This window comes from Polymorphobacter fuscus (genome assembly GCF_011927825.1).
GTDB classification, from domain to species: domain Bacteria; phylum Pseudomonadota; class Alphaproteobacteria; order Sphingomonadales; family Sphingomonadaceae; genus Sandarakinorhabdus; species Sandarakinorhabdus fusca.
Genome location: NZ_JAATJI010000001.1, coordinates 2,607,161 through 2,630,693 on the forward strand (window position 1 = coordinate 2,607,161; position 23,533 = coordinate 2,630,693).

At 68.0% G+C, this 23,533-nt stretch carries 17 protein-coding genes; 12 read left to right on the forward strand and 5 right to left on the reverse strand.

Annotation, left to right across the window (positions count from 1 at the left end; translation table 11 throughout):
- Positions 1-50 precede the first annotated feature (50 nt).
- Positions 51-956, forward strand: a complete 906-nt coding sequence (gene ku, locus GGQ62_RS12445) for a non-homologous end joining protein Ku (RefSeq protein WP_152578618.1) — start codon at positions 51-53, stop codon at positions 954-956.
- On the forward strand, positions 953-3,376 hold the full coding sequence (gene ligD, locus GGQ62_RS12450; RefSeq protein ID WP_152578619.1) for a DNA ligase D: 2,424 nt from the start codon (positions 953-955) through the stop codon (positions 3,374-3,376). Before ku ends, ligD begins: the two co-directional genes overlap by 4 nt.
- A gap of 87 nt (positions 3,377-3,463) precedes the next feature.
- Here ligD and GGQ62_RS12455 read toward each other — a convergent pair whose 3' ends face one another.
- Positions 3,464-4,822, reverse strand: a complete 1,359-nt coding sequence (locus tag GGQ62_RS12455) for a M24 family metallopeptidase (protein WP_167649618.1) — start codon at positions 4,820-4,822, stop codon at positions 3,464-3,466.
- Positions 4,823-4,893: 71 nt separating this feature from the next.
- On the opposite strand from GGQ62_RS12455, the gene GGQ62_RS12460 reads away from it, so the two are divergent.
- Positions 4,894-7,131, forward strand: coding sequence for a penicillin acylase family protein (locus GGQ62_RS12460; RefSeq protein ID WP_341533754.1), 2,238 nt, complete (start codon positions 4,894-4,896; stop codon positions 7,129-7,131).
- A gap of 17 nt (positions 7,132-7,148) precedes the next feature.
- Here the strand turns inward: GGQ62_RS12460 and GGQ62_RS12465 are convergent, their stop codons facing one another.
- Both GGQ62_RS12465 and GGQ62_RS12470 read right to left on the reverse strand, forming a co-directional pair.
- Positions 7,149-7,901, reverse strand: a complete 753-nt coding sequence (locus GGQ62_RS12465) for a FadR/GntR family transcriptional regulator (protein WP_152578621.1) — start codon at positions 7,899-7,901, stop codon at positions 7,149-7,151.
- A gap of 31 nt (positions 7,902-7,932) precedes the next feature.
- On the reverse strand, positions 7,933-8,793 hold the full coding sequence (locus tag GGQ62_RS12470; protein ID WP_152578622.1) for an SMP-30/gluconolactonase/LRE family protein: 861 nt from the start codon (positions 8,791-8,793) through the stop codon (positions 7,933-7,935).
- Between the two features lie 97 nt (positions 8,794-8,890).
- Between GGQ62_RS12470 and GGQ62_RS12475 the strand changes: the two genes are divergently transcribed.
- The 5 genes from GGQ62_RS12475 to GGQ62_RS12495 are packed head-to-tail and all read left to right on the forward strand — an operon-like array spanning position 8,891 to position 14,219.
- Positions 8,891-9,883 carry a substrate-binding domain-containing protein gene (locus tag GGQ62_RS12475; protein ID WP_152578623.1) on the forward strand — a complete coding sequence of 331 codons (993 nt, stop codon included), beginning with the start codon at positions 8,891-8,893 and terminating at the stop codon, positions 9,881-9,883.
- Positions 9,880-11,397, forward strand: coding sequence for an L-arabinose ABC transporter ATP-binding protein AraG (gene araG / locus GGQ62_RS12480; RefSeq protein ID WP_207790570.1), 1,518 nt, complete (start codon positions 9,880-9,882; stop codon positions 11,395-11,397). Before GGQ62_RS12475 ends, araG begins: the two co-directional genes overlap by 4 nt.
- Complete coding sequence (araH, locus tag GGQ62_RS12485; protein WP_152578625.1) at positions 11,394-12,380, forward strand: L-arabinose ABC transporter permease AraH; 987 nt, start codon at positions 11,394-11,396, stop codon at positions 12,378-12,380. The genes araG and araH overlap by 4 nt, the downstream gene beginning before the upstream one ends.
- A complete protein-coding gene (gene dgoD, locus GGQ62_RS12490) occupies positions 12,373-13,518 on the forward strand; it encodes a galactonate dehydratase (protein WP_152578626.1) in 1,146 nt (381 codons plus the stop codon). Before araH ends, dgoD begins: the two co-directional genes overlap by 8 nt.
- Positions 13,512-14,219 (forward strand): SDR family NAD(P)-dependent oxidoreductase, encoded by a 708-nt coding sequence (locus GGQ62_RS12495; RefSeq protein WP_152578627.1) that lies wholly within the window; start codon positions 13,512-13,514, stop codon positions 14,217-14,219. Before dgoD ends, GGQ62_RS12495 begins: the two co-directional genes overlap by 7 nt.
- A 46-nt stretch (positions 14,220-14,265) precedes the next feature.
- Here the strand turns inward: GGQ62_RS12495 and GGQ62_RS12500 are convergent, their stop codons facing one another.
- Both GGQ62_RS12500 and GGQ62_RS12505 read right to left on the reverse strand, forming a co-directional pair.
- Entirely contained in the window at positions 14,266-15,303 is a 1,038-nt protein-coding gene (locus GGQ62_RS12500; RefSeq protein WP_152578628.1) for an aldose epimerase family protein, read from the reverse strand.
- A gap of 69 nt (positions 15,304-15,372) precedes the next feature.
- Entirely contained in the window at positions 15,373-18,081 is a 2,709-nt protein-coding gene (locus tag GGQ62_RS12505) for a TonB-dependent receptor (RefSeq protein WP_167649619.1), read from the reverse strand.
- Positions 18,082-18,282: 201 nt separating this feature from the next.
- On the opposite strand from GGQ62_RS12505, the gene GGQ62_RS12510 reads away from it, so the two are divergent.
- Genes GGQ62_RS12510 through GGQ62_RS12525 form a run of 4 tightly spaced genes read left to right on the forward strand, consistent with a single transcriptional unit; the run spans position 18,283 to position 23,277 of the window.
- Positions 18,283-20,499 (forward strand): alpha-galactosidase, encoded by a 2,217-nt coding sequence (locus tag GGQ62_RS12510; protein ID WP_152578630.1) that lies wholly within the window; start codon positions 18,283-18,285, stop codon positions 20,497-20,499.
- Complete coding sequence (locus GGQ62_RS12515; RefSeq protein ID WP_152578631.1) at positions 20,499-21,368, forward strand: 2-dehydro-3-deoxygalactonokinase; 870 nt, start codon at positions 20,499-20,501, stop codon at positions 21,366-21,368. The genes GGQ62_RS12510 and GGQ62_RS12515 overlap by 1 nt, the downstream gene beginning before the upstream one ends.
- Complete coding sequence (locus GGQ62_RS12520; RefSeq protein WP_152578632.1) at positions 21,365-21,997, forward strand: 2-dehydro-3-deoxy-6-phosphogalactonate aldolase; 633 nt, start codon at positions 21,365-21,367, stop codon at positions 21,995-21,997. The genes GGQ62_RS12515 and GGQ62_RS12520 overlap by 4 nt, the downstream gene beginning before the upstream one ends.
- Positions 21,998-21,999: 2 nt before the next feature.
- Entirely contained in the window at positions 22,000-23,277 is a 1,278-nt protein-coding gene (locus GGQ62_RS12525) for a sugar MFS transporter (protein WP_152578633.1), read from the forward strand.
- Positions 23,278-23,533 lie beyond the last annotated feature (256 nt).

The following is a 23,533-nucleotide window of genomic DNA, read 5'->3' on the forward strand; positions in this document are numbered from 1 at the left end:
CGAATCGCTGCCATAAGCATTTGACGTCCGACCCGATCAAAGGACCGCCGATGCCTGCACGTGCCTATTGGACCGGCCAGCTTCGCCTGGCGCTTGTCTCGATCCCGGTGGAAATCTATTCGGCGACGCGCAGCACCGCCGGAATCGCGCTCAACCAGATTCACAAGCCGAGCGGCAAGCGCATCAAGCTGGAAAAGACCGTCCCCGGCATCGGCGAGGTCGAGGCCGAGGACATTGTCAAAGGGTATGAGATCGAAAAGGGCGAATATGTCCTGCTCAGCGATGCCGAGCTCGACGAGGTCAAGCTGGAAAGCCGCCAGACTTTCGAGCTGGTGCAGTTCGTCGATTCGAGCGAGATCGACGCGATCTATTTCGAAAAGCCCTATTATGTCGTCCCCAAGGACACGCTGGCGGAGGAAGCCTTTGGTGTCATCCGCGATGCCCTGAAGGCCGCCAAGAAGGTCGGGCTCGGCCAGCTGGCGATGCGCGGTCACGAGCATTTGTGCAGCCTCAAGCCCTGCGGGCGCGGCATGATCATGGAAACGCTGCGCTATGCCGATGAAGTCAACAAGGCGCAGCAGTTCTTCCGCGACATTCCGGACGGCAAGCCGCCCGAGGAACTGCTCGAACTGGCGACGGCGCTGATCGAGAAGCGGACGGCGGCGTTCGATCCCGCCAAGTTCCACGACCGCTATGACGAAGCCTTGCGGGCGCTGATCGACAGCAAGCGCGGCAAGAAGCCGGCCCCGGCCGACGCGCCGTCGGTCAAGCCGTCCAATGTCATCGACCTCATGGCAGCGCTGAAGGAGTCGATCGAGAAGGGCGGCAAGACGGCAGCAAAGGGCGCGCCCGCCAAGGCAGCGGCAAAGCCCGCCAAGGCCGCCGCCAAGACGCCGGCGAAGGCTGAACCCAAGGCCGCATCCGGCGCCGCGCCCAAGGCGAAAAAACGCGCATGACCGCCGATCCGCTTGCCACCTACAACGCCAAGCGGGACTTTGCACTGACGACGGAACCGGCAGGCAAGCGGGGCAAGGTCAAGTCGAAGGCCCGCGCCTTTGTCGTCCAGAAGCATGGCGCCACACGGCTGCACTGGGACTTTCGGCTGGAACTCGACGGCGTGCTCCTGTCCTGGGCGGTGACGCGCGGGCCGAGCACCAGCACCAAGGACCGACGCCTGGCGGTGCGGACGGAAGACCATCCGCTCGATTACGGCAGTTTCGAAGGCACGATTCCCAAGGGCCAATATGGCGGCGGCACGGTGATGCTGTGGGACCGCGGCACCTGGGAGCCGATCGACGAGCCGCGTGAAGGGGTCAAGAACGGCAAGTTCCACTTCATCCTCCACGGCGAGCGCATGCACGGCGAATGGGTGCTGATTCGGCTCAAGCCCGATGAAGGGAAGAAGGCCGGCCGGGAAAACTGGCTGCTGTTCAAGATCGCCGACGACCATGCCAATGGCGCCGATCTGGTGGCGACCCATGACGTCAGCGTGTCGACCGGGCGGTCGATGGACGACATTGCCAAGGGCGCAAAGGTGTCACCCAAGACGAAAAAGCAGGGCACGATGCCGCCACCGGCGTTTCGCGCGCCGCAGCTGGCGACGCTGGTCGACACACCGCCGACCGGCAACGACTGGCTGCACGAAACCAAATATGACGGCTATCGGGCGCTGCTTGCCGTGGGTGGCGGCAAGGCGCTGGCCTATACGCGCAGCGGGCTCGATTGGACCGAAAAGTTCGCGAGCGTCGCCGCTGCTGCTGCCGCGCTGCCGTGCGCATCGGCGCTGGTCGACGCCGAAATCTGCGCGCTCGATGGCGATGGCCGGCCAAGCTTCGGCCTGCTACAGGCGGCGCTCAAGGACGGTGGGCCGATCGTTGCCTTCGGCTTCGACCTTCTCGAACATGATGGTATCGACCTGACCAAGGCGCCGCTGACCGAGCGCAAGGCAGCGCTGGCAACCCTGCTCGCCGACGCGCCATCGCCGCTCTTCTATGCCGAGCATGTCCGCGGCGGCGGGGAACGCATGTTCGCGGCGCTGTGCGGTGCCGGCTATGAAGGCGTCGTCAGCAAGCGCGCCGACGCGCCGTATCGCGGCGGGCGTACCAAGGTCTGGCTGAAATCCAAGTGCACGCACCGGCAGGAATTTGTCATCGGCGGCTGGGCGGCATCGGAAAAGGGCCGCGGCTTTGCCTCCCTGCTGCTCGGCGTGCACGAAACGGACGGCCTGCGCTATGCCGGCCATGTCGGGACCGGCTTCGATGACCGCACGCTCGCGATGCTGACCGAGCGGCTTGCCGGCCTTGCCGCTGATACCACGCCCTTTGCCGGCAAGCTGAGTGCCGAGGCGCGGCGGCGGGCGCATTGGGTCAAGCCCGAACTGGTCGCCGAAGTTGCCTTTGCCGAATTCACGTCCGACGGCATTGTCCGTCACGCCAGCTTCATCGGCCTGCGCGAGGACAAGCCGGCCAAGACCGTGATCGCCGAAAAGCCAGCCGGCAAGGCCGTGTCGGGCGCGTCGGCGCTCGCAACGCTCGGTGTCACCATCAGCTCGCCCGACCGAATCGTGTTTCCGGACCTCGGCCTCAGCAAACAGGCGCTGGCCGAATATTACGCGCTGCTCGGCGATGCGATGCTGACCGACATGGCGGGCCGGCCGATCAGCCTGGTGCGGTGTCCGCAGGGGCGCGGCAAGGCGTGTTTCTTCCAGAAACACGACAGCGGCATGTTTCCCGACAGCGTCCGTCACGTCCCGATTGCCGAGACCGACGGCAAGCAGGAGGATTATCTCTATCTCGAAGACACCGCCGGCGTCGTCGCCTGCGTCCAGATGGGGACGATCGAATTCCACGGCTGGGGGTCGCGGGTTGCCGATCTCGAGCGTCCCGACCGGCTGGTGTTCGACCTCGATCCCGACGAGGGGCTGGGATTCGACGCGGTCAAGGCGGCCGCGCTGCTTGTCCGTGATCGGCTGAAGGCGGTCGGGCTGGCGTCGCTGCCGATGGTTACCGGCGGCAAGGGCGTCCATGTCGTGGCGCCGCTGGTGCCCGATGCCGACTGGCCGGTGGTCAAGGCCTGGGCGCGCAGCTTCGCCGAAGCGCTGGCAACCGAACGTCCGGCGGACTTCACCGCGACGATGAGCAAGGCCAAGCGCAAGGGCCGTATCTTCATCGACTGGCTGCGCAACCAGCGCGGCGCCACGGCCGTCATGCCATTCTCGGTGCGCGCCCGGGATGGCGCCGGCGTCGCCGTGCCGCTGACCTGGGCCGAACTCGCCGAGGCGACCAGCGGCAATGGCTTCACCGCCGCCGACCCGGCCGCCGTGCTGGCGATGGCGAAACGGCGCAAGACGGTGAGGGCGTCGAAGCTGCCGAAGTGAACGCCCGGCAGGGGGTGACCCCCTGCACCCAATTTATTGAAGTGAACGAAGCGTCGGCGGATGGCCCCAACAACGGGGTGCAGGGGGTCACCCCCTGCTGAACAGGCGGTCGCTGCGGAGCCAGCAGGGCGGCAGGCAGAGCGGTGTCGCGGACAGCGGCAGCACCGATGGTGCGATCTGTGCGCCGATGACATCGGTCATGAAGGCGCGGCGGGCCGTGATGCGCGCCCAGACGGCGGGATAGTCGCGGGCGAGCTCGGCACGCAGGTGTTCGTCGGCAAAGACGATGCTGTCTTCGCAATTGAGCGCCCAGCCGTCGGGCATCGGCGTCGGGATGACATCGACCTGCATGTGCATGCCCGATCGCAGCCGGTCGGTCGATCCGGGGCGGACGGGGGTTGCCGACCATTCCTCGTGCCCGGTCAGATGGCCGGGGTTGAGCATCGAGCGCAGCCCGCCTTGCGCCAGAGTCGCCTGGACTTCGGCCTCGAGCGTGCCGCCCTCCACGCCGATGTCGGCGACTTCGTACCAGCGCAGCAGCCCGGCGAAATAGCCGGCGGCGAGGCTTTCGAAGGCGTCATGTCCGGCGGTGACGAGGCCGCCGCGGGCCGTCAGGCCGCCCCACAGGCCGACGGCGGTCGACACGCCATCGCCTTCGGCAATGCGGCGCGATCCGGCGCTGGCGAGGCCGATGACCGGGCCACCCGCGGCATCGCCCGAGGCCAGCATGGCGTGGACGGCAAAGGGTTCGCCGCGATAGCCCATGCGCGCTGCGGCTTCGCGTTCGCTGTCGCCGGGGCGGACCTGGCTGAGGATCGACCAGACCATTTCGGAACTGCGCGCGGCGGCGGCTTCGAACACCGCGATCTGGTCGGCGCCAATGATCGACCGCTGGCCGGTTTCGGGGTGGAGCAGCACCGGGGTGGCGTCGACGACACTGCCGGCGACACGGGTGGCCGCCGCGACATGGACAGCAGGCAGATACATCGGCAGCGGTGCATCGCCATCCCATTCGGCGGATTCCAGATATTTCCAGCCGACGAGCCCCAGGCGGTGGCTGTGGCCGATGCCGGCGTCGCGCAGCACGTCGGTCAGCCGGGGGGCGATGGTGCGGTCCTGCCCGGCCAGGCTCATCGTCTGGCTGAGCAATGGCCGCAGCCCCGGCAGCGGCGAAATGCGGGCGTAGGAGAGGCATTCGTTGCCGGCGACGAGCACGCGCGCGCCGGCCGGGCCGAGCAGCAGCAGCGCCTCCTCGAAGCGCGGCTCGAAGCCCGAGAGGAAGGCGATGTTCGCCATATGCTCGCGATCGGCATAGACCATCAGCCAGTCGGTCCCCGCCGCCGCCAACGCAGCATCGCACCGGGCGGCATAGGTCGCCCCCGACAGCGGGACCGGATCGGCGATGGCACCGAAGTCGGGGATGGCGATTTCGCGCAGACGAACCATTTCAGTCTCCAATGTCCTTGAGCGGCGACAATATATATGACTTAAAGTGAACGCAACGGCGGGAGGAATGGGTGCGCGCGCTTCTGACGATCGGCCTGGCAATGGCACTGGCGGCACCGGCGGCGGCTGCCGGGCGCGACGACGCGCGGGCGGCGCGGTCGAGTATCGTCCGCGATGGCTTCGGCATCGCGCATGTCCATGGCAAAAGCGACGCCGATGCGGTGTTCGCGATGGTCTATGCCCAGGCCGAGGATGATTTTCCGCGCATCGAGCGCAACTATCTGGCGGCGCTGGGCCGGCTGGCGGAGGCCGATGGCGAGGCGGCGCTATGGCTCGATCTGCGCCAGCGGCTGTTCCTCGATCTCGATGGCCTGCAGGCCGAATATCGCCGGTCGCCGGGCTGGTTGCGGGCGTTGATGGATGGCTGGGCAGCGGGGCTGAACCATTATCTCGCGACGCATCCGGACGTGCGCCCGCAGGTCATCAGCCGCTTCGAACCCTGGATGGCGCTGGCCTTTTCGGAAGGCAGCATCGGCGGCGACATCGAACGCGGGGTCGATCTGGCGGCGCTGGCGGCCTTATACGGCGGTGCGGCAGCGCCCGATCCGGCGGCGCGTCTCGCCCTGGCGGGGCGAATGACCGAGCCCAAGGGGTCGAACGGCATCGCCATCGGGCCTTCGCGAAGCTCCGACGGCCGGGCGCTGCTGTGGATCAACCCGCATACCTCCTTCTATTTCCGCGCCGAACAACAGGTGACGAGCGACGCCGGGCTCGATGTCTATGGCGCTGCGACCTGGGGGCAGTTTTTCGTCTATCAGGGGTTCAACCGCCATGTCGGCTGGATGCATACGTCGAGCGGAGTCGACACCATCGACGAGTTCGGCGTCGAAGTGGCGAAGCGTGGCGGCGTGCTGCATTACCGCCATGGCAGCAAATGGCGACCGGTTCGCCAGCGCGCCGTGACGCTGCGGGTGCGGCAGGCCGATGGCGCGCTGGCGGCGCGGCGCTTCACCGTCCTGTCCACCCACCACGGCCCGATCATCCGCGCCGAAGGCGGGCGCTGGATTGCCGTGGCAATGCTCAATGCGCCGCGTGCCGCGCTGGAGCAGAGTTTCCTGCGCACCAAGGCCGCCGACCTGCGCGATTATCTGCGCGCCTCCGATCGCAAGGCCAATTCCTCGAACAACACCATCTTCGCCGCCGATGATGGCACCATCGCCTATCTCCACCCGCAGTTCGTCCCCGTGCGCGACGATCGCTTCGACTATACCCGGCCCGTCGATGGCAGCGACCCGGCCACCGACTGGCGGGGCCTGCACCGGCTCGACCAGCTGCCGCAGGCCGTGGCGCCGGCGACCGGCTGGGTGATGAACACCAACAACTGGCCATGGGGCGCCGCCGGTTCGGCCAGTCCGAAGGCGGCGGACTTTCCGCGCTACATGGACCAGTTCGGCGAGAACCCGCGCGGCGTCCACGCCACCGCCTTGCTCGACACGGCGGCGAAATTCACCCCGCAAAGTCTTGCTGCGGCTGCCTTTGATCCTTTCCTGCCGTTGTTCGACGCGCAGATCCCCCAGCTGCGGCGCGGCTTCGATGCGCTGCCGGCGGGCGACCCGCGGCGGGCGCGGCTGGCGGCGCCGCTGGCGCTGCTGGAAGGCTGGGACCGGCGCTGGAGCAGCGGTTCCGAGCCGACGAGCCTTGCCGTCCATTGGGGCGAGGCGATGTGGGCGCAGCAGGGGCCAAAGGCAGCGGCGGCCAATGTGCCGCTGTTCACCTGGTTCGACACGCGGATGACCGATGCCGACCGCATCGCCGCGTTCGACACGGCGGTGACGACGATGGTGCGGGATTTCGGTGGCTGGCGCATCGCCTGGGGGCGGATCAATCGGCTGCAGCGGATCAGCGGCGCGATCACCCAGGCGTTCGACGATGCGCAGCCCAGCCTGCCGGTCGGCTTCACCTCGGGCAATTTCGGCTCGCTGGCAGCGTTCAGCGTCGAACGCCAGCCGGGCCAGCGGTGTTTCTATGGCAGCACCGGCAACAGCTTTGTCGCGGCGGTCGAATTCGGGCCGCAGGTGCGCGCCTGGGCGGTGTCGGTCGGCGGGCAGAGCGGCGACCCCGCCTCACCGCATTTCGACGATCAGTCCCGCCGCTATGTCGCCGGCGACCTGCGCGAAGTGCCGTTGACGGCCGCGGCGCTCGCCCCGTTCGAATCGCGGCGCTACCGGCCCGGCGCCGCGCGGCCGGATGACGGCGTCCGCCGCACTGCGCCCGCGCCGATCGGCGATGGTCGCTGCCTCGACCGGTAGGCGATCAGGCCTCCCGATCAGGGCCGCGGCGGCTGCTTGCCCGCCGCCAGCAGCAGGTCGAGCGCGTCGCGGATGAGGTCGTGCATGCGCGCGCCGGCCAGCCGAGCGTCGCCGGCGGCGATGGCTTCGGCGACTTTCTGGTGGTCGCGGGCGCTGGCGCGCGGCACGCCCTTGTATTCGTTGGTGCGCCGGATCGAGAAGCGCAGCGTCGTGTCGATCAGGTCGGTGAACTGGCGCAGGAACCGGTTGTTGCTCGCCTCCAGCACGGCGATGTGGAAGCCGATGTCGGCTTCCAGCGCATCCTCGCCGCGCTCGGCGGCAAACATCCGGTCGATGGCATCGATGATGGCGCGGCGCTGCTTGCCGTTCGATGTCTGTGCCGCCAGCATCGCCGCGCGCGGCTCGATCGCCATGCGGATCTCGGTGAAGTCGATCATCAGGTCGATCGAGAAATCGCGCTCCAGCATCCATCGCAGCACATCGGGGTCGAGCAGGTTCCAGCTTTCTTCGGGCTGGACCACGGTGCCGGCGCGCTTGCGGGCGAACAACAGGCCCTTGGCCGTCAGCATCTTGACCGCTTCGCGGACCACCGGGCGGCTGGCGCTGTACAGCTGGCACAGCGCTGCCTCGGTCGGGAAGGCCTGCTTCGACGTGTAGGTCTGGGTGACGATGGCACGGCCAAGATCGTTGACGATGCTGCCGGTCAGGTTGCGCCCTTCGTCATCGGTGCTCGGCACGTGATCGATGGCCGGGCGTGGCAGGTCGTTCATCCGGCTCCCTCATCTGGACATCTGGCCGGAATCATCCGGCGTGGCAGTGCGGCGGCAACCCTATCACGCCCGTCCGGATTTCAAACAGCGCACCGGCATCGGGTTCACCTTCGGCGTCGATTGTCGACGATGTGGCAAACAGCCGGTCGAGCCCCGGCCCGGCAAAGGCACAGCTGGTGATGTTGGTCGCCGGCAGTGCGACGCTGTCGACCAGTCGTCCGGCCGGGTCGAAGCGGCTGATGCGGCCGCCGCCCCAATGGGCGATCCACAAATGGCCGTCGGCGTCGATCGTCATTCCGTCCGGGCTGCCCCAACCGGTTTCGAACTGGATGAACAGCGCGCGGGGACCAAGGCTGCCGTCATCGCCAAGGGCGAAGCGATAGACGCGGCCGAGGCCGCTGTCGGTGTGGTACAGCCAGCGCCCGTCCGGGCTGAACGCCGGGCCGTTGGTGACCTTGTAGCCGTCGTCGATGCGGACCGGGGTGCCGCCGGGATCGAGCCGGTACAGCGCGCCGCTGGCATCCTGGTCGCGATCATCCTTGCTGCCGAACCACAGCCGGCCGGCGGCATCGACCTTGGCATCGTTGAGCCGGTTGTGCGGACGGTCGGGTTCGGGCCGATGCAGCGGCGCGATGCACAGCGGGTCGAGGGCGAGCGTGACGATGCCGCTCTTGAAGCCGGCCAGCAGGTCGTCGCGGCCCGCGCGTTCCACCACCCAGCCGATGCGTTCGGGCATCGGCCAGCTGGTGATGCGATCATCGGCAAGCGATAGCGACCAGAGCTGCTGGCCCATGATATCGACCCACAGCAGCGCGTTGCGGCGCGCGCTCCACACCGGGCCTTCCCCCAGGATGTCATGTGCGTCGCGCGGGACAATTCGATAATCGGTCATGATGTCTCCTGCGATATAAGTATGATATAAATTGACGATTGTCGATCACGGCGGCAAGAGTGGACGCGATTGCTGCGGGGAGAGTGAACGGGTGCCGATGACGCGCCGATCCTGGTTGACGGGCGCCGCCGCGGCGGGTGGCGCGAGCCTGCTCGGCGCCTGTGCATCGGCGCCCGGTGATATCCGCATCGGCTTCCTCGTCAAGCAGCCGCAGGAACAATGGTTCCAGGATGAATGGCGCTTTGCCCGTGCCGCGGCCCGGCGCCACGGCTTTTCGCTCATCGCCATCGGCGCGGAAGATGGCGACCGGGTGCTGTCGGCGCTCAACACGCTGTACGCGCGTTTCGCGCAAGGCTTCATCATCTGCGCGCCCGATCCGCGGCTTGGGCCCGCCATCGCCGGCTTTGCCGCCGATACGGGACTGAAGGCCATGTCGGTCGATGACCGGTTGACCGGTGCCGATGGCCTGCCGATCGCCGGCATCCCGCATGTCGGCATTTCGGCGCGCAAGATCGGGGCGCTGGCCGGTGCGGCGGCTGCGGCAGAGGCCAAGCGCCGCGGCTGGCCGATCGGCGAAACCGGCATCCTGCGGATCAGCTTCGACAGCCTGGAAACCGGCCGCGAACGGCTGCTTGGCGCCGTCGAGGCGCTGCAGGCGGCGGGCTATCCGGCATCGGCGATCTTCAGCGCGCCGCAGCGCACGACCGATACCGAAGGCGCCTTCAGCGCCGCGTCGCCGGTGCTGACGGCGCGCGCCGGCATCGACAGGTGGATCATCCTGGGCCTCAACGACGAGACGGTGGTCGGCGGGGTGCGCGCCGCCGAAGGGCTGTCGATGGCCGCTGCCAACATCATCGGGGTCGGTATCGGCGGGTCGGAAGTGGCGATCGCCGACCTGGCGAAGCCGCGGCCGACCGGCTTTTATGCCTCGGTGCTGCTCAGTCCGCGCCGCCATGGCTATGACACTGCGCTCGCCATGTATGAATGGGTGGGCGACGGCCGGCGTCCGCCGCCGCTGACGCTGACCAGCGGCACGGTCATCACCCGCGACACCTATCGCGACCTGCTGGCCCGGGAAGCGGCGGCGTGACCGCGCTGCTGGAATATGCCGGCGTCGGCAAGGTCTTCCCGGGGGTCGTGGCGCTCGACGGTGTCAGCTTCACCGTGGCCGGCGGCGAAATCCGCGCGCTGATCGGGGAGAATGGCGCCGGCAAGTCGACCCTGCTCAAGATCTTGTCGGGCCAGTATCAGCCCGACAGCGGCACGTTGCTGGTCGATGGCGTCGCCCGCCGCTTCGCCGCGCCGCGCGACAGCCGCGACGCCGGCATCGCCATCATCCACCAGGAACTGCAACTGGCGCCCGATCTCAGCGTCGCTGAAAACCTGATGCTCGGTGCGTTGCCGGGCCGCTTCGGCCTTGTCGACCGGCGGGCCCTGCGGCGGCAGGCGCTGGCGGTGCTCGAGCGGCTGGGCGAGCCCATCGACCCCGATTCGCGGCTGGGCGACCTGCCGATCGGCCGACGCCAGATGGTCGAGATCGGCCGTGCCCTCCTCCGCGACGCCCGCGTCATCGCTTTCGACGAGCCGACCAGCTCGCTCAGCGCGCGCGAAACCACCCGGCTGATGGCGATCATCCGCCAGCTGCGCGCCGAAGGCCGCGCCATCATCTATGTCAGCCATCGCATGGAGGAGGTGTTCGCGCTGGCGGACAGCGCGACGGTGCTGCGCGACGGGCGTCATGTCTTCGATGCGGCACCGGTCGGGCCGGACGACGAAGGCCGGCTGTTGTCGGCCATGGCGGGCCGCACCATCGCCGACATCTATGACTGGCGGGCGCGGGCCAGCGGCGACATGGCGATCGCGCTCGACGCCATCACCGGCCCGGGGGTCACCGCACCGGTCACGCTCAGCGTGGCGCGCGGCGAGATCCTGGGCTTTTTCGGCCTTGTCGGCGCCGGTCGCTCCGAACTCTTCCGCCTCGTCTTCGGCGCGGTGCCGCCGGCATCGGGCGCTGTCGCGGTCGGTGGCGCGCCGCTGCGCCCCGGCGATCCGCGCGCCGCCATCGCCGCCGGGCTGGCGCTGTGTCCGGAGGACCGCAAGGAGGAAGGCATCGTGCCGCTGGCCTCGGTTCGCGAGAACGTCGCGCTGGCCTGGCGCAATCGTGCCGGGGCGACGCCATTGTTGCAGGATCGCGCCGAAAAGGCGGCGTCGACCGACCGGATCGCGCAGATGCGGGTCAAGACCGCCAGCCCAGAGGTTGCCATTTCGACCCTGTCGGGCGGCAACCAGCAAAAGGCGATCATCGCGCGCTGGCTGATGGCCGATGCCCGGGTGCTGCTGCTCGACGAGCCGACGCGCGGCATCGACGTCGGCGCGCGGCAGGAAATCTATGCCCATATGTACCGCTTTGCCGAAGCCGGCGGCGCCATCCTGTTCGCATCGAGCGACATGCCCGAAGTGCTCGGCGTGGCCGATCGCATCGTCGTGATGCGCGAAGGGGCGATCAGCGGCATCGTCGCGCGCGGTGACGCGACGCCCGAACGCCTGCTGCGCCTCGCCTTGCCCGATGCGGACGCCGCCGCCCCACACAGGATGTCTGCATGACCGCCAGTCGTTTGTTCCAGCGATCGGGGCCGCTGATCCTGCTCGCCGTCCTGCTCGTCCTGCTGTCGCTGTTCGTTCCGGACTTTCTGGGGTTGCGGAACCTGCGCGGGCTGATGCTGTCGGTAACGCTGGTCGGCACCATTGCGGCGACGATGATGCTGGTGCTCGCCATGCGCGAGGTCGACCTGTCGGTGGGATCGACAGTGGCGCTGGCCGGCGTGCTGACCGCCGTCGTCATCGGCGCAACCGGCAGCGTCGCGCTCGGCGTGCTGGCGGGGCTGGCGGGGGGCACGCTCGTCGGGCTGTTCAACGGTGTCGTCATCGCCGGGCTGAAGGTCAATTCGCTGATCGTGACATTGGCGACGATGGAGATGGTGCGCGGGCTGGCGTTCCTGGTGTCGGGCGGCGAATCGGTCGCCATTCCGGCGGAGGCCTTCTACGCGCTCGGTTCGGGCAGTTTCCTCGGCATCAACTGGCCGATCTGGGTGATGCTGCTCAGCTTCGTCGTCTTCGGCCTTGTCGTGAACCGGACAGTATTCGGCCGCAATATCCTCGCCATCGGCGGCAATCCGGAGGCGGCGCGGCTCGCCGGGGTGCCGGTGACGCGGGTGCGGGTGATGGTGTTCGCACTGCAGGGGCTGGCCGCCGCGGTTGCCGGCATCGTGCTCGCGGCGCGCATCACCAGCGGCCAGCCCAACACCAGCATGGGGCTGGAACTGGCGGTGATTTCGGCGTGCGTGCTGGGCGGGGTCTCGCTGTCGGGCGGCGTCGCCACCATCGGTGGCGTCATCGTCGGCGTCCTCATCATGGGCGCTGCGCAGAATGCGCTCAACCTGCTCAACGTGCCGACTTTCTACCAATATCTTGTTCGCGGCGGCATCCTGCTCGTCGCGGTCATTGCCGATCGGCTGCGCCAGGGCGGCCGCCTGCCCACCTTCCGCCGGCGGCCTGCCGCGGCGCCCAACGAGACGTCCCATGCATAGAATTTCCACGATCGAAACCTTCATCGTGCCGCCGCGCTGGCTGTTCGTCCGCATCGGCACGGATGAAGGCGCCGTCGGCTGGGGGGAAGCCAGCCTGGAAGGCCATGCCGAAGCCGTTGTCGGCGCGATGGAGGCCGTGCGCGACCGCATCATCGGCCATGACGTGCGACGGATCGAGGACATCTGGCAGCTGCTCCATCGCCTCGGCTTCTATCGCGGCGGACCGGTGCTGCTTTCGGCCATTTCCGGCATCGATCAGGCCCTGTGGGACATCAAGGGCCGGATGCTCGGGGTGCCGGTGTCGGACCTGCTCGGCGGCCGCGTGCGTGACCGGATGCGCGTATACGCCTGGATCGGCGGCGACCGGCCGTCCGATGTTGCCGACGCCGCCAGGCGCCGCCGCGAACAGGGCTTCGACGCCGTCAAGATGAACGGCACCGAGGACATGGACTGGCTCGACAGCCCGGCCGCCGTCGACGCCGCCGCCGAACGGCTGGCGCTGGTGCGCGAAACCGGCGTCGATGTCGGGATCGACTTCCACGGCCGCGTTCACAAGCCGATGGCGCGGCAACTGGTGCGGGCGCTCGAGCCGTTGCGTCCGCTGTTCGTTGAGGAGGTGCTGACCAGCGAACAGCCCGAAGCCATCGCCCAGCTGGCGGCGCAGACGGTGCTGCCGATCGCGCTCGGCGAGCGGCTCTACAGCCGCTGGGACTTCAAGCCGTTCTTCGAAGCCGCCAGCATCGACGTGGCGCAGCCCGACCTCAGCCACGCCGGCGGCATTTCGGAATGCCGGCGCATCGCTGCGATGGCCGAAGCCTATGACGTCGCGCTGGCGCCGCATTGTCCGCTGGGGCCGCTGGCGCTTGCGGCGTGCCTGCAGGTGGCGGCCTCGTCGCCCAACTTCGTCATTCAGGAGATGTCGCTCGGCATCCACTACAACCAGGCCGACGCCGACCTGCTCAGCTATGTCCGCAACCCCGAGGTGCTGTCGGTCAGCGCCGGTATGGTGGCGGTGCTGGAAGGGGCCGGGCTGGGCGTGGAGATCGACGAGGACGCTGTCCGCGCCGCCGCCATCAAGCCGCACCGCTGGCGCAACCCGGTCTGGCGCGGCCGCGACGGCGCGTTGCGCGAATGGTAGGTCTTCCCGGCAAGGTCGCGCTGGTGACCGGCGCCGCCGGGGGCATCGGCGGCGCGGTGGCGGCAGCGCTGGCGGAAGCGGGGGCGGTGCTGGCGCTGGTCGATCGGGATGTGCCCGGGGATGCCGGCGACGCGGGATGGTTCGCTGCCGATCTGGGGGACCCGGCGGCGGTCGATGCCGTCTGGGCGGCGGCGACGGCGCGGCTCGGCCGAATCGACATATTGGTCAATGTCGCCGGCATGATGATCTTCAAGCCGATCGCCGCGCACGACGCCGATGACTGGCAGCGCCTGCTCGCCGTCAACCTCGTCGCGCCGGCATTGCTGACCGGCCACGCGCTGCGCACAATGGCGCCGGGCGGGGCGATCGTGAACATCGCCTCGGTCCACGCCCGGCGGACGACGCCGCTGGTTGCCGCCTATGCCGCATCCAAGGCGGCGATGGTCAGCCTGACGCGATCGACGGCGATCGAGGGGCGCGAACGCGGCATCCGCTGCAACGCGATCCTGCCCGGCGCCATCGACACCGCGATGCTGCGCGACAGCCCGGCGATCCGCTCCGGCGCCGAAGTCCTCGATCCGGCCGACGTCGGCCAGCCGGCGGAGATCGCCGCACTGGTGCAATTCCTCGTGTCGGACGCGGCGCGCTTCATCACCGGGGAGGATATCGTCGCCGACGGCGGGCGGATGGGGCGGCTTTAGGCAGGGGCTGAGCCCCTGCACCCCGTTTGTGTTCGGGGCTCATCGCTCAACCTTCCGCGCCGAACTGGAGCTGCAGCTCCGACGTGTAGGAGCCCCCCGGGTCAAGGCGGGTCGAGGGAAAGTCCGGGCGGTTGGGGCTGTTCGGCCAGGCCTGCGCCTCGAGCGCTACGCCCGCCCGGTCGGCAAACCCCGAGCCGCCACGCCCGAGTGCATAGCCGTCGTAAAATTGCAGGCCCGGCTGGTCGGTCGCCAGTGCCAGCCAGCGGCCGCTGCGCGGCGACGACAGGCGTGCCGCCGTTTTCAGGCCTTCTGCCGGCAAAACATAGCAATGGTTGAAGCCGAGGTCGGCGGGCAACTGGCCGTCGGGCTGGCGCATCGCCTCGGCAATGGTGCGCGGCTGGCGGAAGTCGAACGGGCTGCCGGCAACGCTGCGCCGCTCGCCGGTCGGAAGCGCGGCAGTGTCGATCGGCAGGAATGTGTCGGCAGCGATCGTCAACCGGTGGTCGAGAATGGTCCCGCCGCCATCCAGGTTGAAATAGGCGTGGTTGACGAGATTGACATGCGTTGCCCGGTCGGTCGTCGCACGGTAGCGGATGGCGAGCGTGTCGGGGGCGATCAGCCGCATCGTGGCTTCGGCGCGCAGCACGCCGGGCCAGCCCTGGTCGCCATCCGGGCTGTCCAGCGTCAGCCGCACGCCGTCCGCCAGCGCTTCGCCCTGCCACAGCCGGCGGTGAAAGCCGTCGGGGCCGCCGTGGAGCTGGTTCGGGCCATCGTTGGCGGCGAGCGCAATGTCCCGGCCGTCGATCGTTATCCGGGCACCCGCGACACGGTTGGCGACGCGCCCGCAGCTGCCGCCCAGGCAGGCGTCACCGCCCGGGCCACCGGCGGCCGGGTAGCGGGCGATATCATCGAACCCCAGCACGACATTGGCCAGCCGGCCCTCGCGGTCGGGCGCATCGATCCGCATGATCGTGGCGCCAAGCTCCGCAATGGTCACGGCAATGCCGCCCGCAGCGGTCAGGCGGAACACGCCGCAGCGGCGCCCGTCCGGTAGCAGCGATGAAGTGCGTTCGACCGTGATCATGTTCGCCCCATAAACGAAAAGGGGCCGGAGCGTCGCCGCTCCGGCCCCCTTATCGATGATCGCCGTGCGTCAGAAGGTGGTCCGCACGCCGACCGTGACCCGGCGACCCTGGTCGGACAGGGTGATCAGCCGTTCGTCGAACCGCGAATAGCTGCGGAACTTCTGGTTGGTCAGGTTGAGCACTTCGCCATAGAGCGACACCTGGTCGAACAGGCGGAGCGATGCGCTGACATCGAACTGTTTGTAGCTGTTGATGTTTTCCGGCTGGCTCTGCGGCCCGAAGGTCTGGCGCAGGAACGGCGCGCGCCAGTTGTAGGCGCCGCGGATCTGGAACCGGTCGTCTTCATAGAACAGCACCAGGTTGGCGCTGTCCGACAGGCCTTCGACATTGAAGGTCTGGTTGCTCAGCGACGGATCGAAGCTGATCGAGCTTTCGACCTTGGTGTAGTTGGCCGCACCGCCGAAGTGGTTGAACGGCGCCGGCAGGAAGTCGAACGTCGCCGAAACCGCAGCTTCGAACCCGTACACATCGCCGTCCTGGGCATTATAGGGACGGTTGGCGATGAACTGCAGGCCGAAATACTCTTCCGGCTGCTGGCCGGAAATGATGAAGTTCTGCAGTTTCTTGTAGAAGCCGGCGATGCTGGCATAGCTGGTGCGGCTGAAGTAATAATCGGCCGACACATCGGCGTTCCAGGCGAGGAACGGCTTCAGGAAGGGGTTGCCGCCGCTGACCGTGTTCGAGTTGGGGGGGCGGAAGACGAAATCCTGCGACAGGCCGAGCCGGCTCAGCGTCGGCCGCGTCAGCGTACGCGATCCGGCCAGGCGGAAGGTCAGCTTGTCGGTGGCATCGAGGCGGAAATTCGCCGTCGGCAGGACATAGGTATAGTTGTTGTTGGCGGTGACCGGCACCGTCGGCGAATAGACCGGCACCGCGGCGGTGGGATCGGCCGGATTCTGGATGATGTTGAGCAGCGTCACCGAATAGCCGGTGGCGAACAAATTGGTGTGGATGACGCGGGCGCCGAGCATGCCGGTCCAGCGCCGTTCACCGAAATCGCCCTGGAAGCTGGCCTGGACATAGCCAGCGTAGGTGTTTTCGCGCACTGTTCCCGAGCCGCGCTCCCGATCGATGGGGTCGAGGCTGTTGTTGTTGCCGCCATAGACCGCAAGGAAGCGATTGCGCGCGTCGATCGCCGACTGGCTGGTGCCGCCGACCTGGCTTACCGCCGCGGCGCTGCCATAATAGCGGACGAGTGCGTCGCGATCATAGTCGAGCCAGGTGATGTCGCGGCCCTGGACGTTGGCCGAGAAGTCGCTGAACAGCGTGCCCGGCGCGGTCGCCAGATAGCCGCAATAGAAGCAGCCGAGCGGCTCGGGCGATTCGCGGACCACCGTCGTCTTCAGGCGGTTGGTGAACTGGACGCCGGCCTGCAGCTTGGAAAGAATGCCCGAGCCCACGTCCCAGGTCCCGTCGATCGAACCCTGATTGATGGTGTCGTAGTTGCGGCCGCCGCGTTCCGAGCAGCAATGCAGCCGTGGCTGCGACTTGTCGTTGGTGGCCAGGATATTGGTCATTTCCGGCAGCCCGTCGGAGCCGACAAGATTGAAGGTCGGGGTGACGCCGACCTGGCGGGTGCCGACGACATAAAAGAGCTGGTCGGACAGGTTGCGCGAGTTGGAGTGCGCGGCGTCGAACACCACGGTCAGGTCGTCGCTCGGCGTCCACGCCAGGTTGCCGCCGATCTGGTAGGTGCGGGCATCCTGCGGCGAAGTCGACAGGATATTGTCGGACGCGAGGCCCGAGGTCGCGGTGGCGGGCAGCACGGTGAAGCTCGTCGCCGTGCCATTGCCGTTGATGGTCGCGTTGGTGATGCGGTCGGGATCGACATAATAGCCGAGCTGGTTGGTGCGGCTGTCGACCTTCTGCTGGGTGTAGAGCGCGTCGAGGGTCAGCTTCAGCTCGTCCGAGACGACATAATCGAGCGCGAAGGTGCCGCCGATGCGTTCACGATCGTTGCGCGTCGAGGTGTAGTTGACCGTGCGCGGCAACGAGACGCCGCGGGTGTCGCGGACGCGGTCGCCGTTGGTGTCGATGTTCTGGTTGATGATCCAGCCGTCGGTGCTGATGTTGGTCAGCTGCGAAATGCGCTTGTCGTAGATGATGCTGGCGAGGACGCCGAAGGTGCGATCCTCGTTCGAATGGCTGATGACGCCCGAAAAGAACGGCGTCACCTCGTTCGAGGTATTGTCATGGCGGCCGGCGACATTGGCCGAGATGCGGAAGCCGGCGCGGTCGGTCGGGCGCGCGGTGCGCAGGATGACGGTCGATCCGATGCCGCCTTCCTGCAGCCGCGCTTCGGACGATTTGTAGACTTCGGCACCGCTGATCAATTCCGACGACAGGATGTCGAACGAGAAGGAGCGGCCGCCGGCGTCGGTCGACAGCAGGCGGTTGTTGAGCAGCACGGTGTTGAATTCGGGCCCCAGGCCGCGAACGGTGATGCCGCGGCCTTCGCCGTTGACGCGGTCGATCGACACGCCGGGAATGCGCTGCAAGGATTCGGCGATATTCTGGTCGGGGAATTTGCCGATGTCTTCAGCCGAGATCGCGTCGACGATGCCGATGGTGTCGCGCTTGATTTCCAGCGACTTCGCCAGGCTGGCGCGCTGGCCGGTGACGACGATGTCATCGGCGGCTGCAGCCGGTGGTGTTGCCGGTGCCGGCGTCTGTGCCATCACCTGTGTCGTCGACAGGGCCATTCCGGCTGTTGTCACCAGATATGCCGCCAACCTTATGCTACGCATGAATTCCTCCCCTAGGCGCTTGTTATGTTCGCAGCATTAAGTATGATATTATCGCAAAGTTTGTCGAGCGGCATTTTGTGCCCTTTGACAAATTATGACTTGATATGTGGCGATCGGGTGACACAAGCCGAGCGAGGCGCATAGCTAATGTATGATAACAGGGAGATACCGATGCAGGCGCGGCTCATTCGGGGGGTGTTGCTTGCCGGCCTGTGCCTCTCGCCCCTGGCGTCGGCGTCGGCCGAGTCCGCCTATGACGCAGGCACGCGCGTCTTCCGCCTCGATGGCGGCGATGTCACCTATGCATTCAAGGTGGACGGGCAGGGACTGTTGCAATCCGTCTATTGGGGCGCCCGGCTGGCAAACGGCGACCCGGTCGATTCGCCGGCGATCAAGGGCCTCAGCGGGTTCGATGTGGCCGCCAATGTGGTGCCGCAGGAACATGCCGGCTGGGGCGGCGGACTGTTCGCCGAAGCGGCGCTGAAGATCGCCTTTCCCGACGGCAATCGCGACCTCGTCCTCGTCTATGCCGCGCACCGGCTGGAACGCGATGGCGTCACCGTCCAGTTGCGCGACATCAGCCGTCCGGTGAACGTGACGCTGCGCTACACGATCGACCGCGACACCGGCATCGTCGGCCGGTCGGCCACGATCGTGAACGGGACCGCAGGCGATATCCGCGTCGACCAGGCGATGTCGGGCACCTATGTCCTGCCGGTCGGGCGGGATTATCAGCTGAATTTCCTGACCGGCCGCTGGGGCGCGGAATGGACGCGGCAGCAACGCCCGGTATCGGCCGGCGCCACCGTGCTCGAAAGCCGCCGTGGTTCGACCGGCAGCGAGAACAACCCCTTTTTCGCCATATCGCGCGCCGGCGCGACGACGGAGGCCGACGGCCCGGTCTGGTTCGGGGCGCTGGCGTGGAGCGGATCGCACCGCATCACCGTCGACCAGGATGTTGCCGGCCGGGTGCGGGTGACCGGCGGCTACAACCCGTTCGATTTCGCCTATCGGCTCGGCGCCGGGGAAAAGCTCGAAACCCCGATCTTCTACGCCGGCCATACCGGGCGCGGCATGGGCGAGGCGTCACGCCTGTTCCATCGTTTCCAGCGCGACACGATCCTGCCGCATGCCGCCGACAAGGCGCCGGCACTGCGCAAGATCCTCTACAACAGCTGGGAAGCCACCGAATTCAAGGTCGACGAGGCGGGGCAGGTGGCGCTCGCCGGAAAGGCGGCCAAGATCGGCGTCGAACGCTTTGTCATGGACGATGGCTGGTTCGGCGCGCGCAACAACGACAAGGCGGGGCTGGGCGACTGGACCGTCAATCGGCAGAAATTCCCCAACGGGCTGAAGCCGCTGATCAGCCGCGTCAACGCGCTCGGCATGGAATTCGGCCTGTGGGTCGAACCCGAGATGGTCAACGCCGACAGCGACCTGTATCGCGCTCATCCCGATTGGGTGATCGCCTTCGACGGGCGCCCGCGCACCGAAGGGCGCAACCAGATGGTCCTCAACCTCGCCAAGCCCGAGGTGCGCGACCATCTGCTCAAGGTGCTCGACGAACTGCTGACGACCAACAGGATCGCCTTTCTGAAATGGGATTATAACCGCAACTGGTCGGAACCCGGCTGGCTCGGCGCGGCGCCGGCCGACCAGCAGCGGATCTGGGTCGATTACGTCCGCAACCTCTATGGCATTCTTGCCGAGCTGCGGCGGCGGCATCCGGGGGTGGAGATTGAAAGCTGTTCGGGCGGCGGCGGCCGCGTCGATCTCGGCATCATGGGGCTGACCGACCAGGTCTGGGCGTCGGACAACACCGATCCGGTCGATCGCCTGCTGATCCAGGATGGCTTCACCCAGGCCTATGCGCCCGGCACGATGATGGCGTGGGTCACCGACAGCCCCAATTGGCTCAACAAGCGCTCGACGCCGCTGTCGTTCCGCTTCCTGTCCGCAATGCAGGGCGGGCTCGGCATCGGCACCAACCTCAATCATTGGGTCGCGGAGGATTTCGCCACCGCCAGTACCTATGTCGCGGCCTACAAGCGCATCCGCGCCACGGTGCAGCGCGGTGATCTGTATCGGCTGGTCCGGCCGACGCCGGGGGACGTCGAATCGACGACGCTTTATGTGGCGGCCGACAAGTCGCAGGCGGCGCTGTTCACGCTGGTCCAGGGCACCCACCGGCTCGATCCGCGTACCCCGATCCGGTTGCAAGGCCTCGACCCGGCGGCGCGCTACCGGATCGAACGGATGGACGGCGCGGCGCTGCCCGAAGGTGTGCCGGCGGTCGCCAGCGGCGCCTATTGGATGGGCCGCGGGCTCGACGTGCCGTTGCGCGGGGACTTCCAGGGTGCCGGCTTCATCCTGACCCGGGGCAGCTGATGACAGGCAAGGGCTTTCTGGCGATCGACTGGGGCACGACCAACCGGCGTGTCTATCATGTGCTGGACGACGGCCGGGTCGTCGACCGGCTCGATGATGCCGAGGGCGTCGCCGCGCTGTCGCCAGAGGCCTATCCGGCCGCGATCGCGGCGCTGCGGGCGCGTTTCGGCGCGCTGCCGGTCCTGGCGGCGGGGATGGTCGGTTCGACGCGCGGCTGGCGCGAAGCGCCCTATGTCGCGGCGCCGGCGGGGCTGGAAACCATTGCCGCCGGGTTGTTGGCGGTCGGCGACGGCGTCGCCATCGTGCCCGGCGTCTGCCAGGCCGACGGCGACCGCCCGGACGTGATGCGCGGCGAGGAAGTGCAGCTGCTCGGGGCGGTCGCTGCCGGCCTGGTGCCCGCCGATGCCGTGCTGGTGCAGCCGGGCACCCACAGCAAATGGGTGACGATGGCGGGCGGCCGCATCGCCGGCTGGCGGACGCGCATGACCGGCGAACTGTTTGCGCTGTTGCGCGACCGGAGCGTGCTGGCGGAGATGATGCAGGGTCCGGTGGCGCCGGGTCCGGCCTTTTGCGAGGGTGTGGACCGGCGCGGCGAGGATCTGACGGCGGCGTTGTTCGAGGTGCGGGCCGGGGTCCTGCTCGGTCGCCGCGCCGCAGCGGACGGGGCTGCCTTTGCCAGCGGCTTGCTGATCGGCGCCGAAATCGCCGCGGCCGGGGATGCGGGCGCGCCAGTGCATCTGTTGTCCGAAGGGCCGTTGGCTGCGCTTTACACGGCCGCCATCGTGCGGCTCGGCGGCACCGCCGAACATATCGACAGCCACCGCGCCTTTGTGGCCGGCATCCATCGCCTTTGGGAGCTTTCCAGATGACCGACGCCTTCGCCCGGTTCACCCGCGCCTTTGCCGCTTGCCCGCTGGTGGCGATCCTGCGCGGCATCACCCCGGGCGAAGTCGATGCCGTCGGCGACGCGCTGGTCGGTGCCGGCTTCACCCTGATCGAGGTGCCGCTCAACTCTCCCGATCCGTTCGACAGCATCGCTCGCCTTGCCGCCCGGCTGGGCGATCGCGCGATGGTGGGTGCCGGCACCGTGCTCGATCCGGCGCAGGTCGATCGCGTCGCGGCAAATGCCGGCACGCTGATCGTCTCGCCGAACAGCGACCCGCGCGTCATTCGCGCCAGCGTTGCCGCCGGGCTGATCTCGCTGCCGGGCTATGCCACCCCGACCGAAGCCTTTGCCGCGCTCGCGGCGGGCGCCCATGGTCTCAAGCTGTTCCCTGCCGACGCGACCCCGCCTGCCATATTGAAGGCGCACCGCGCCGTGCTGCCCCGAACAGTGCCGGTGCTGGCGGTCGGCGGCATCACGCCCGATACCATGACGCCATGGCGCGACGCCGGCGCTGATGGCTTCGGTCTCGGTTCCGCCCTCTACAAGCCCGGCAAGCCGGCCGGCGCCGTTGCCGCCGACGCCGCGGCGTTCGTTGCCGCCTGGAACCGCTGAGCATGGCCGTCACCGCGGCGCCGCCTGGCCATGCGTCCAGCGATGAGTCGGTCAGCGCGCCGGGCCTGCAGGCGTTCATGTTCGCGCTGTTCTTCATCTTCGGCGGCATCACCAGCCTCAACGATGTCCTCATCCCCAAGCTCAAGGGCCTGTTCGCGCTCAACTATGCCCAGGCGATGCTGGTCCAGTCGGCGTTCTTTGCCGCCTATCTGGTGGTCTCGCTGCCCGCTGCCGCCATCGTGCAGCGGCTCGGCTATTTGCGCACCGCGACGGTCGGGCTCGGCGTGATGACGACCGGCTGCCTGTTGTTCCTGCCGGCGACCGCTTCGGCGCAATATCCGATGTTCCTGTTCGCGCTGTTCGTGCTGGCCGCCGGCATCACCATCGTCCAGGTCGTCGCCAATCCGCTGATGTCGCTGCTCGGCCCTGTCCGCACCGCGTCGAGCCGGCTGACCTTCGCCCAGGCCTTCAACGCGCTCGGCACGACGGTCTTTCCCTATGTCGGCGCGATCCTGATCCTTGGCAGTCTTGGCGGCGCCGACCCGGCGCAGTTGGCGCCTGCCGAACGCAGCGCCTATCTGGTGGCGGAAAGTGCCGTCATCCGGCACGCCTATCTCGGCCTTGCCGCCGCGCTGCTGCTGGTCGCGGCTGCGGTCTGGGCAATGCGCAACCGGCTGGCGGATGTGCATGCACGCGGCCCCGTGCTGCAGGCGTTCGACCTGCTGCGCCGCCGCCGCTTCGCCCTCGGCGCCTTGTCGATCTTTCTCTATGTCGGCGCCGAAGTCGCCATCGGCTCGCTGATCGTCAGCTTCCTGATGGCCGGCGATGTCATGGGCCTCGGCGGCGAAGCGGCGGGGCGGATGCTGGCGCTGTACTGGGGCGGCGCGCTGGTCGGGCGTTTCATCGGCTCGTTCGTGCTGCGGCTGCTGCGTCCGGGGCTTGTGCTGGCCGGCGTCAGCGCCGCCGCGATCACGCTGCTGCTGCTGGCGGCAACGCTGGCCGGACCCGCCGCCGGCTGGGCCCTGCTGGCGATCGGCCTGACCAACGCCATCATGTTTCCAACCATCTTCAGCCTGGCGATCGAGGGTCTGGGTCCGCGTGCCGCCGAAGGCTCGGGCATCATCTGCATGGCGATCGTCGGCGGCGCCGTCATCCCGCCGCTGACCGGCGTGCTGGCGGATGCGGCGGGCCTGCGCGTGGCGCTGGTGCTGCCGGCGCTCTGCTATCTCGTCATCACCGGCTATGGCATGGCGACGACACGCGGCGCGGCGCGAGGCTGACGCTGGCAGACCGGCATTGCGACATTGCTCACCTGTCCGCCGGCACCGGCCAGCAACGCCGACGAAATGGGGCAGGCACTGCTTTGTAGCTTGGCGATCAGATGCCGACCGTCAGCAGTGGCTGTTGCAACCGTTCACGCCGAACGCCGGTCCAATCCCGATGCGGTCGTGATCGCCGTCTGAATGTGTCGGCACAGTGACCGATACGCTTCCGTTTCGTGATGGCATGTGAGAGTTCCGCCCGGAACGCGCTCGG

What these genes read in the sequence shown, in the direction of transcription:
- GGQ62_RS12465 (WP_152578621.1), bottom strand. Translation starts at nt 7,901, where the DNA reads ATGAACGACCTGCCACGCCCGGCCATCGATCACGTGCCGAGCACCGAT.
- GGQ62_RS12470 (WP_152578622.1), bottom strand. Translation starts at nt 8,793, where the DNA reads ATGACCGATTATCGAATTGTCCCGCGCGACGCACATGACATCCTGGGG.
- araH (WP_152578625.1), top strand. Translation starts at nt 11,394, where the DNA reads ATGACCGCCAGTCGTTTGTTCCAGCGATCGGGGCCGCTGATCCTGCTC.
- ligD (WP_152578619.1), top strand. Translation starts at nt 953, where the DNA reads ATGACCGCCGATCCGCTTGCCACCTACAACGCCAAGCGGGACTTTGCA.
- GGQ62_RS12510 (WP_152578630.1), top strand. Translation starts at nt 18,283, where the DNA reads ATGCAGGCGCGGCTCATTCGGGGGGTGTTGCTTGCCGGCCTGTGCCTC.
- GGQ62_RS12500 (WP_152578628.1), bottom strand. Translation starts at nt 15,303, where the DNA reads ATGATCACGGTCGAACGCACTTCATCGCTGCTACCGGACGGGCGCCGC.
- GGQ62_RS12475 (WP_152578623.1), top strand. Translation starts at nt 8,891, where the DNA reads ATGACGCGCCGATCCTGGTTGACGGGCGCCGCCGCGGCGGGTGGCGCG.
- GGQ62_RS12520 (WP_152578632.1), top strand. Translation starts at nt 21,365, where the DNA reads ATGACCGACGCCTTCGCCCGGTTCACCCGCGCCTTTGCCGCTTGCCCG.
- GGQ62_RS12495 (WP_152578627.1), top strand. Translation starts at nt 13,512, where the DNA reads ATGGTAGGTCTTCCCGGCAAGGTCGCGCTGGTGACCGGCGCCGCCGGG.
- ku (WP_152578618.1), top strand. Translation starts at nt 51, where the DNA reads ATGCCTGCACGTGCCTATTGGACCGGCCAGCTTCGCCTGGCGCTTGTC.
- dgoD (WP_152578626.1), top strand. Translation starts at nt 12,373, where the DNA reads ATGCATAGAATTTCCACGATCGAAACCTTCATCGTGCCGCCGCGCTGG.
- GGQ62_RS12455 (WP_167649618.1), bottom strand. Translation starts at nt 4,822, where the DNA reads ATGGTTCGTCTGCGCGAAATCGCCATCCCCGACTTCGGTGCCATCGCC.
- GGQ62_RS12525 (WP_152578633.1), top strand. Translation starts at nt 22,000, where the DNA reads ATGGCCGTCACCGCGGCGCCGCCTGGCCATGCGTCCAGCGATGAGTCG.
- GGQ62_RS12515 (WP_152578631.1), top strand. Translation starts at nt 20,499, where the DNA reads ATGACAGGCAAGGGCTTTCTGGCGATCGACTGGGGCACGACCAACCGG.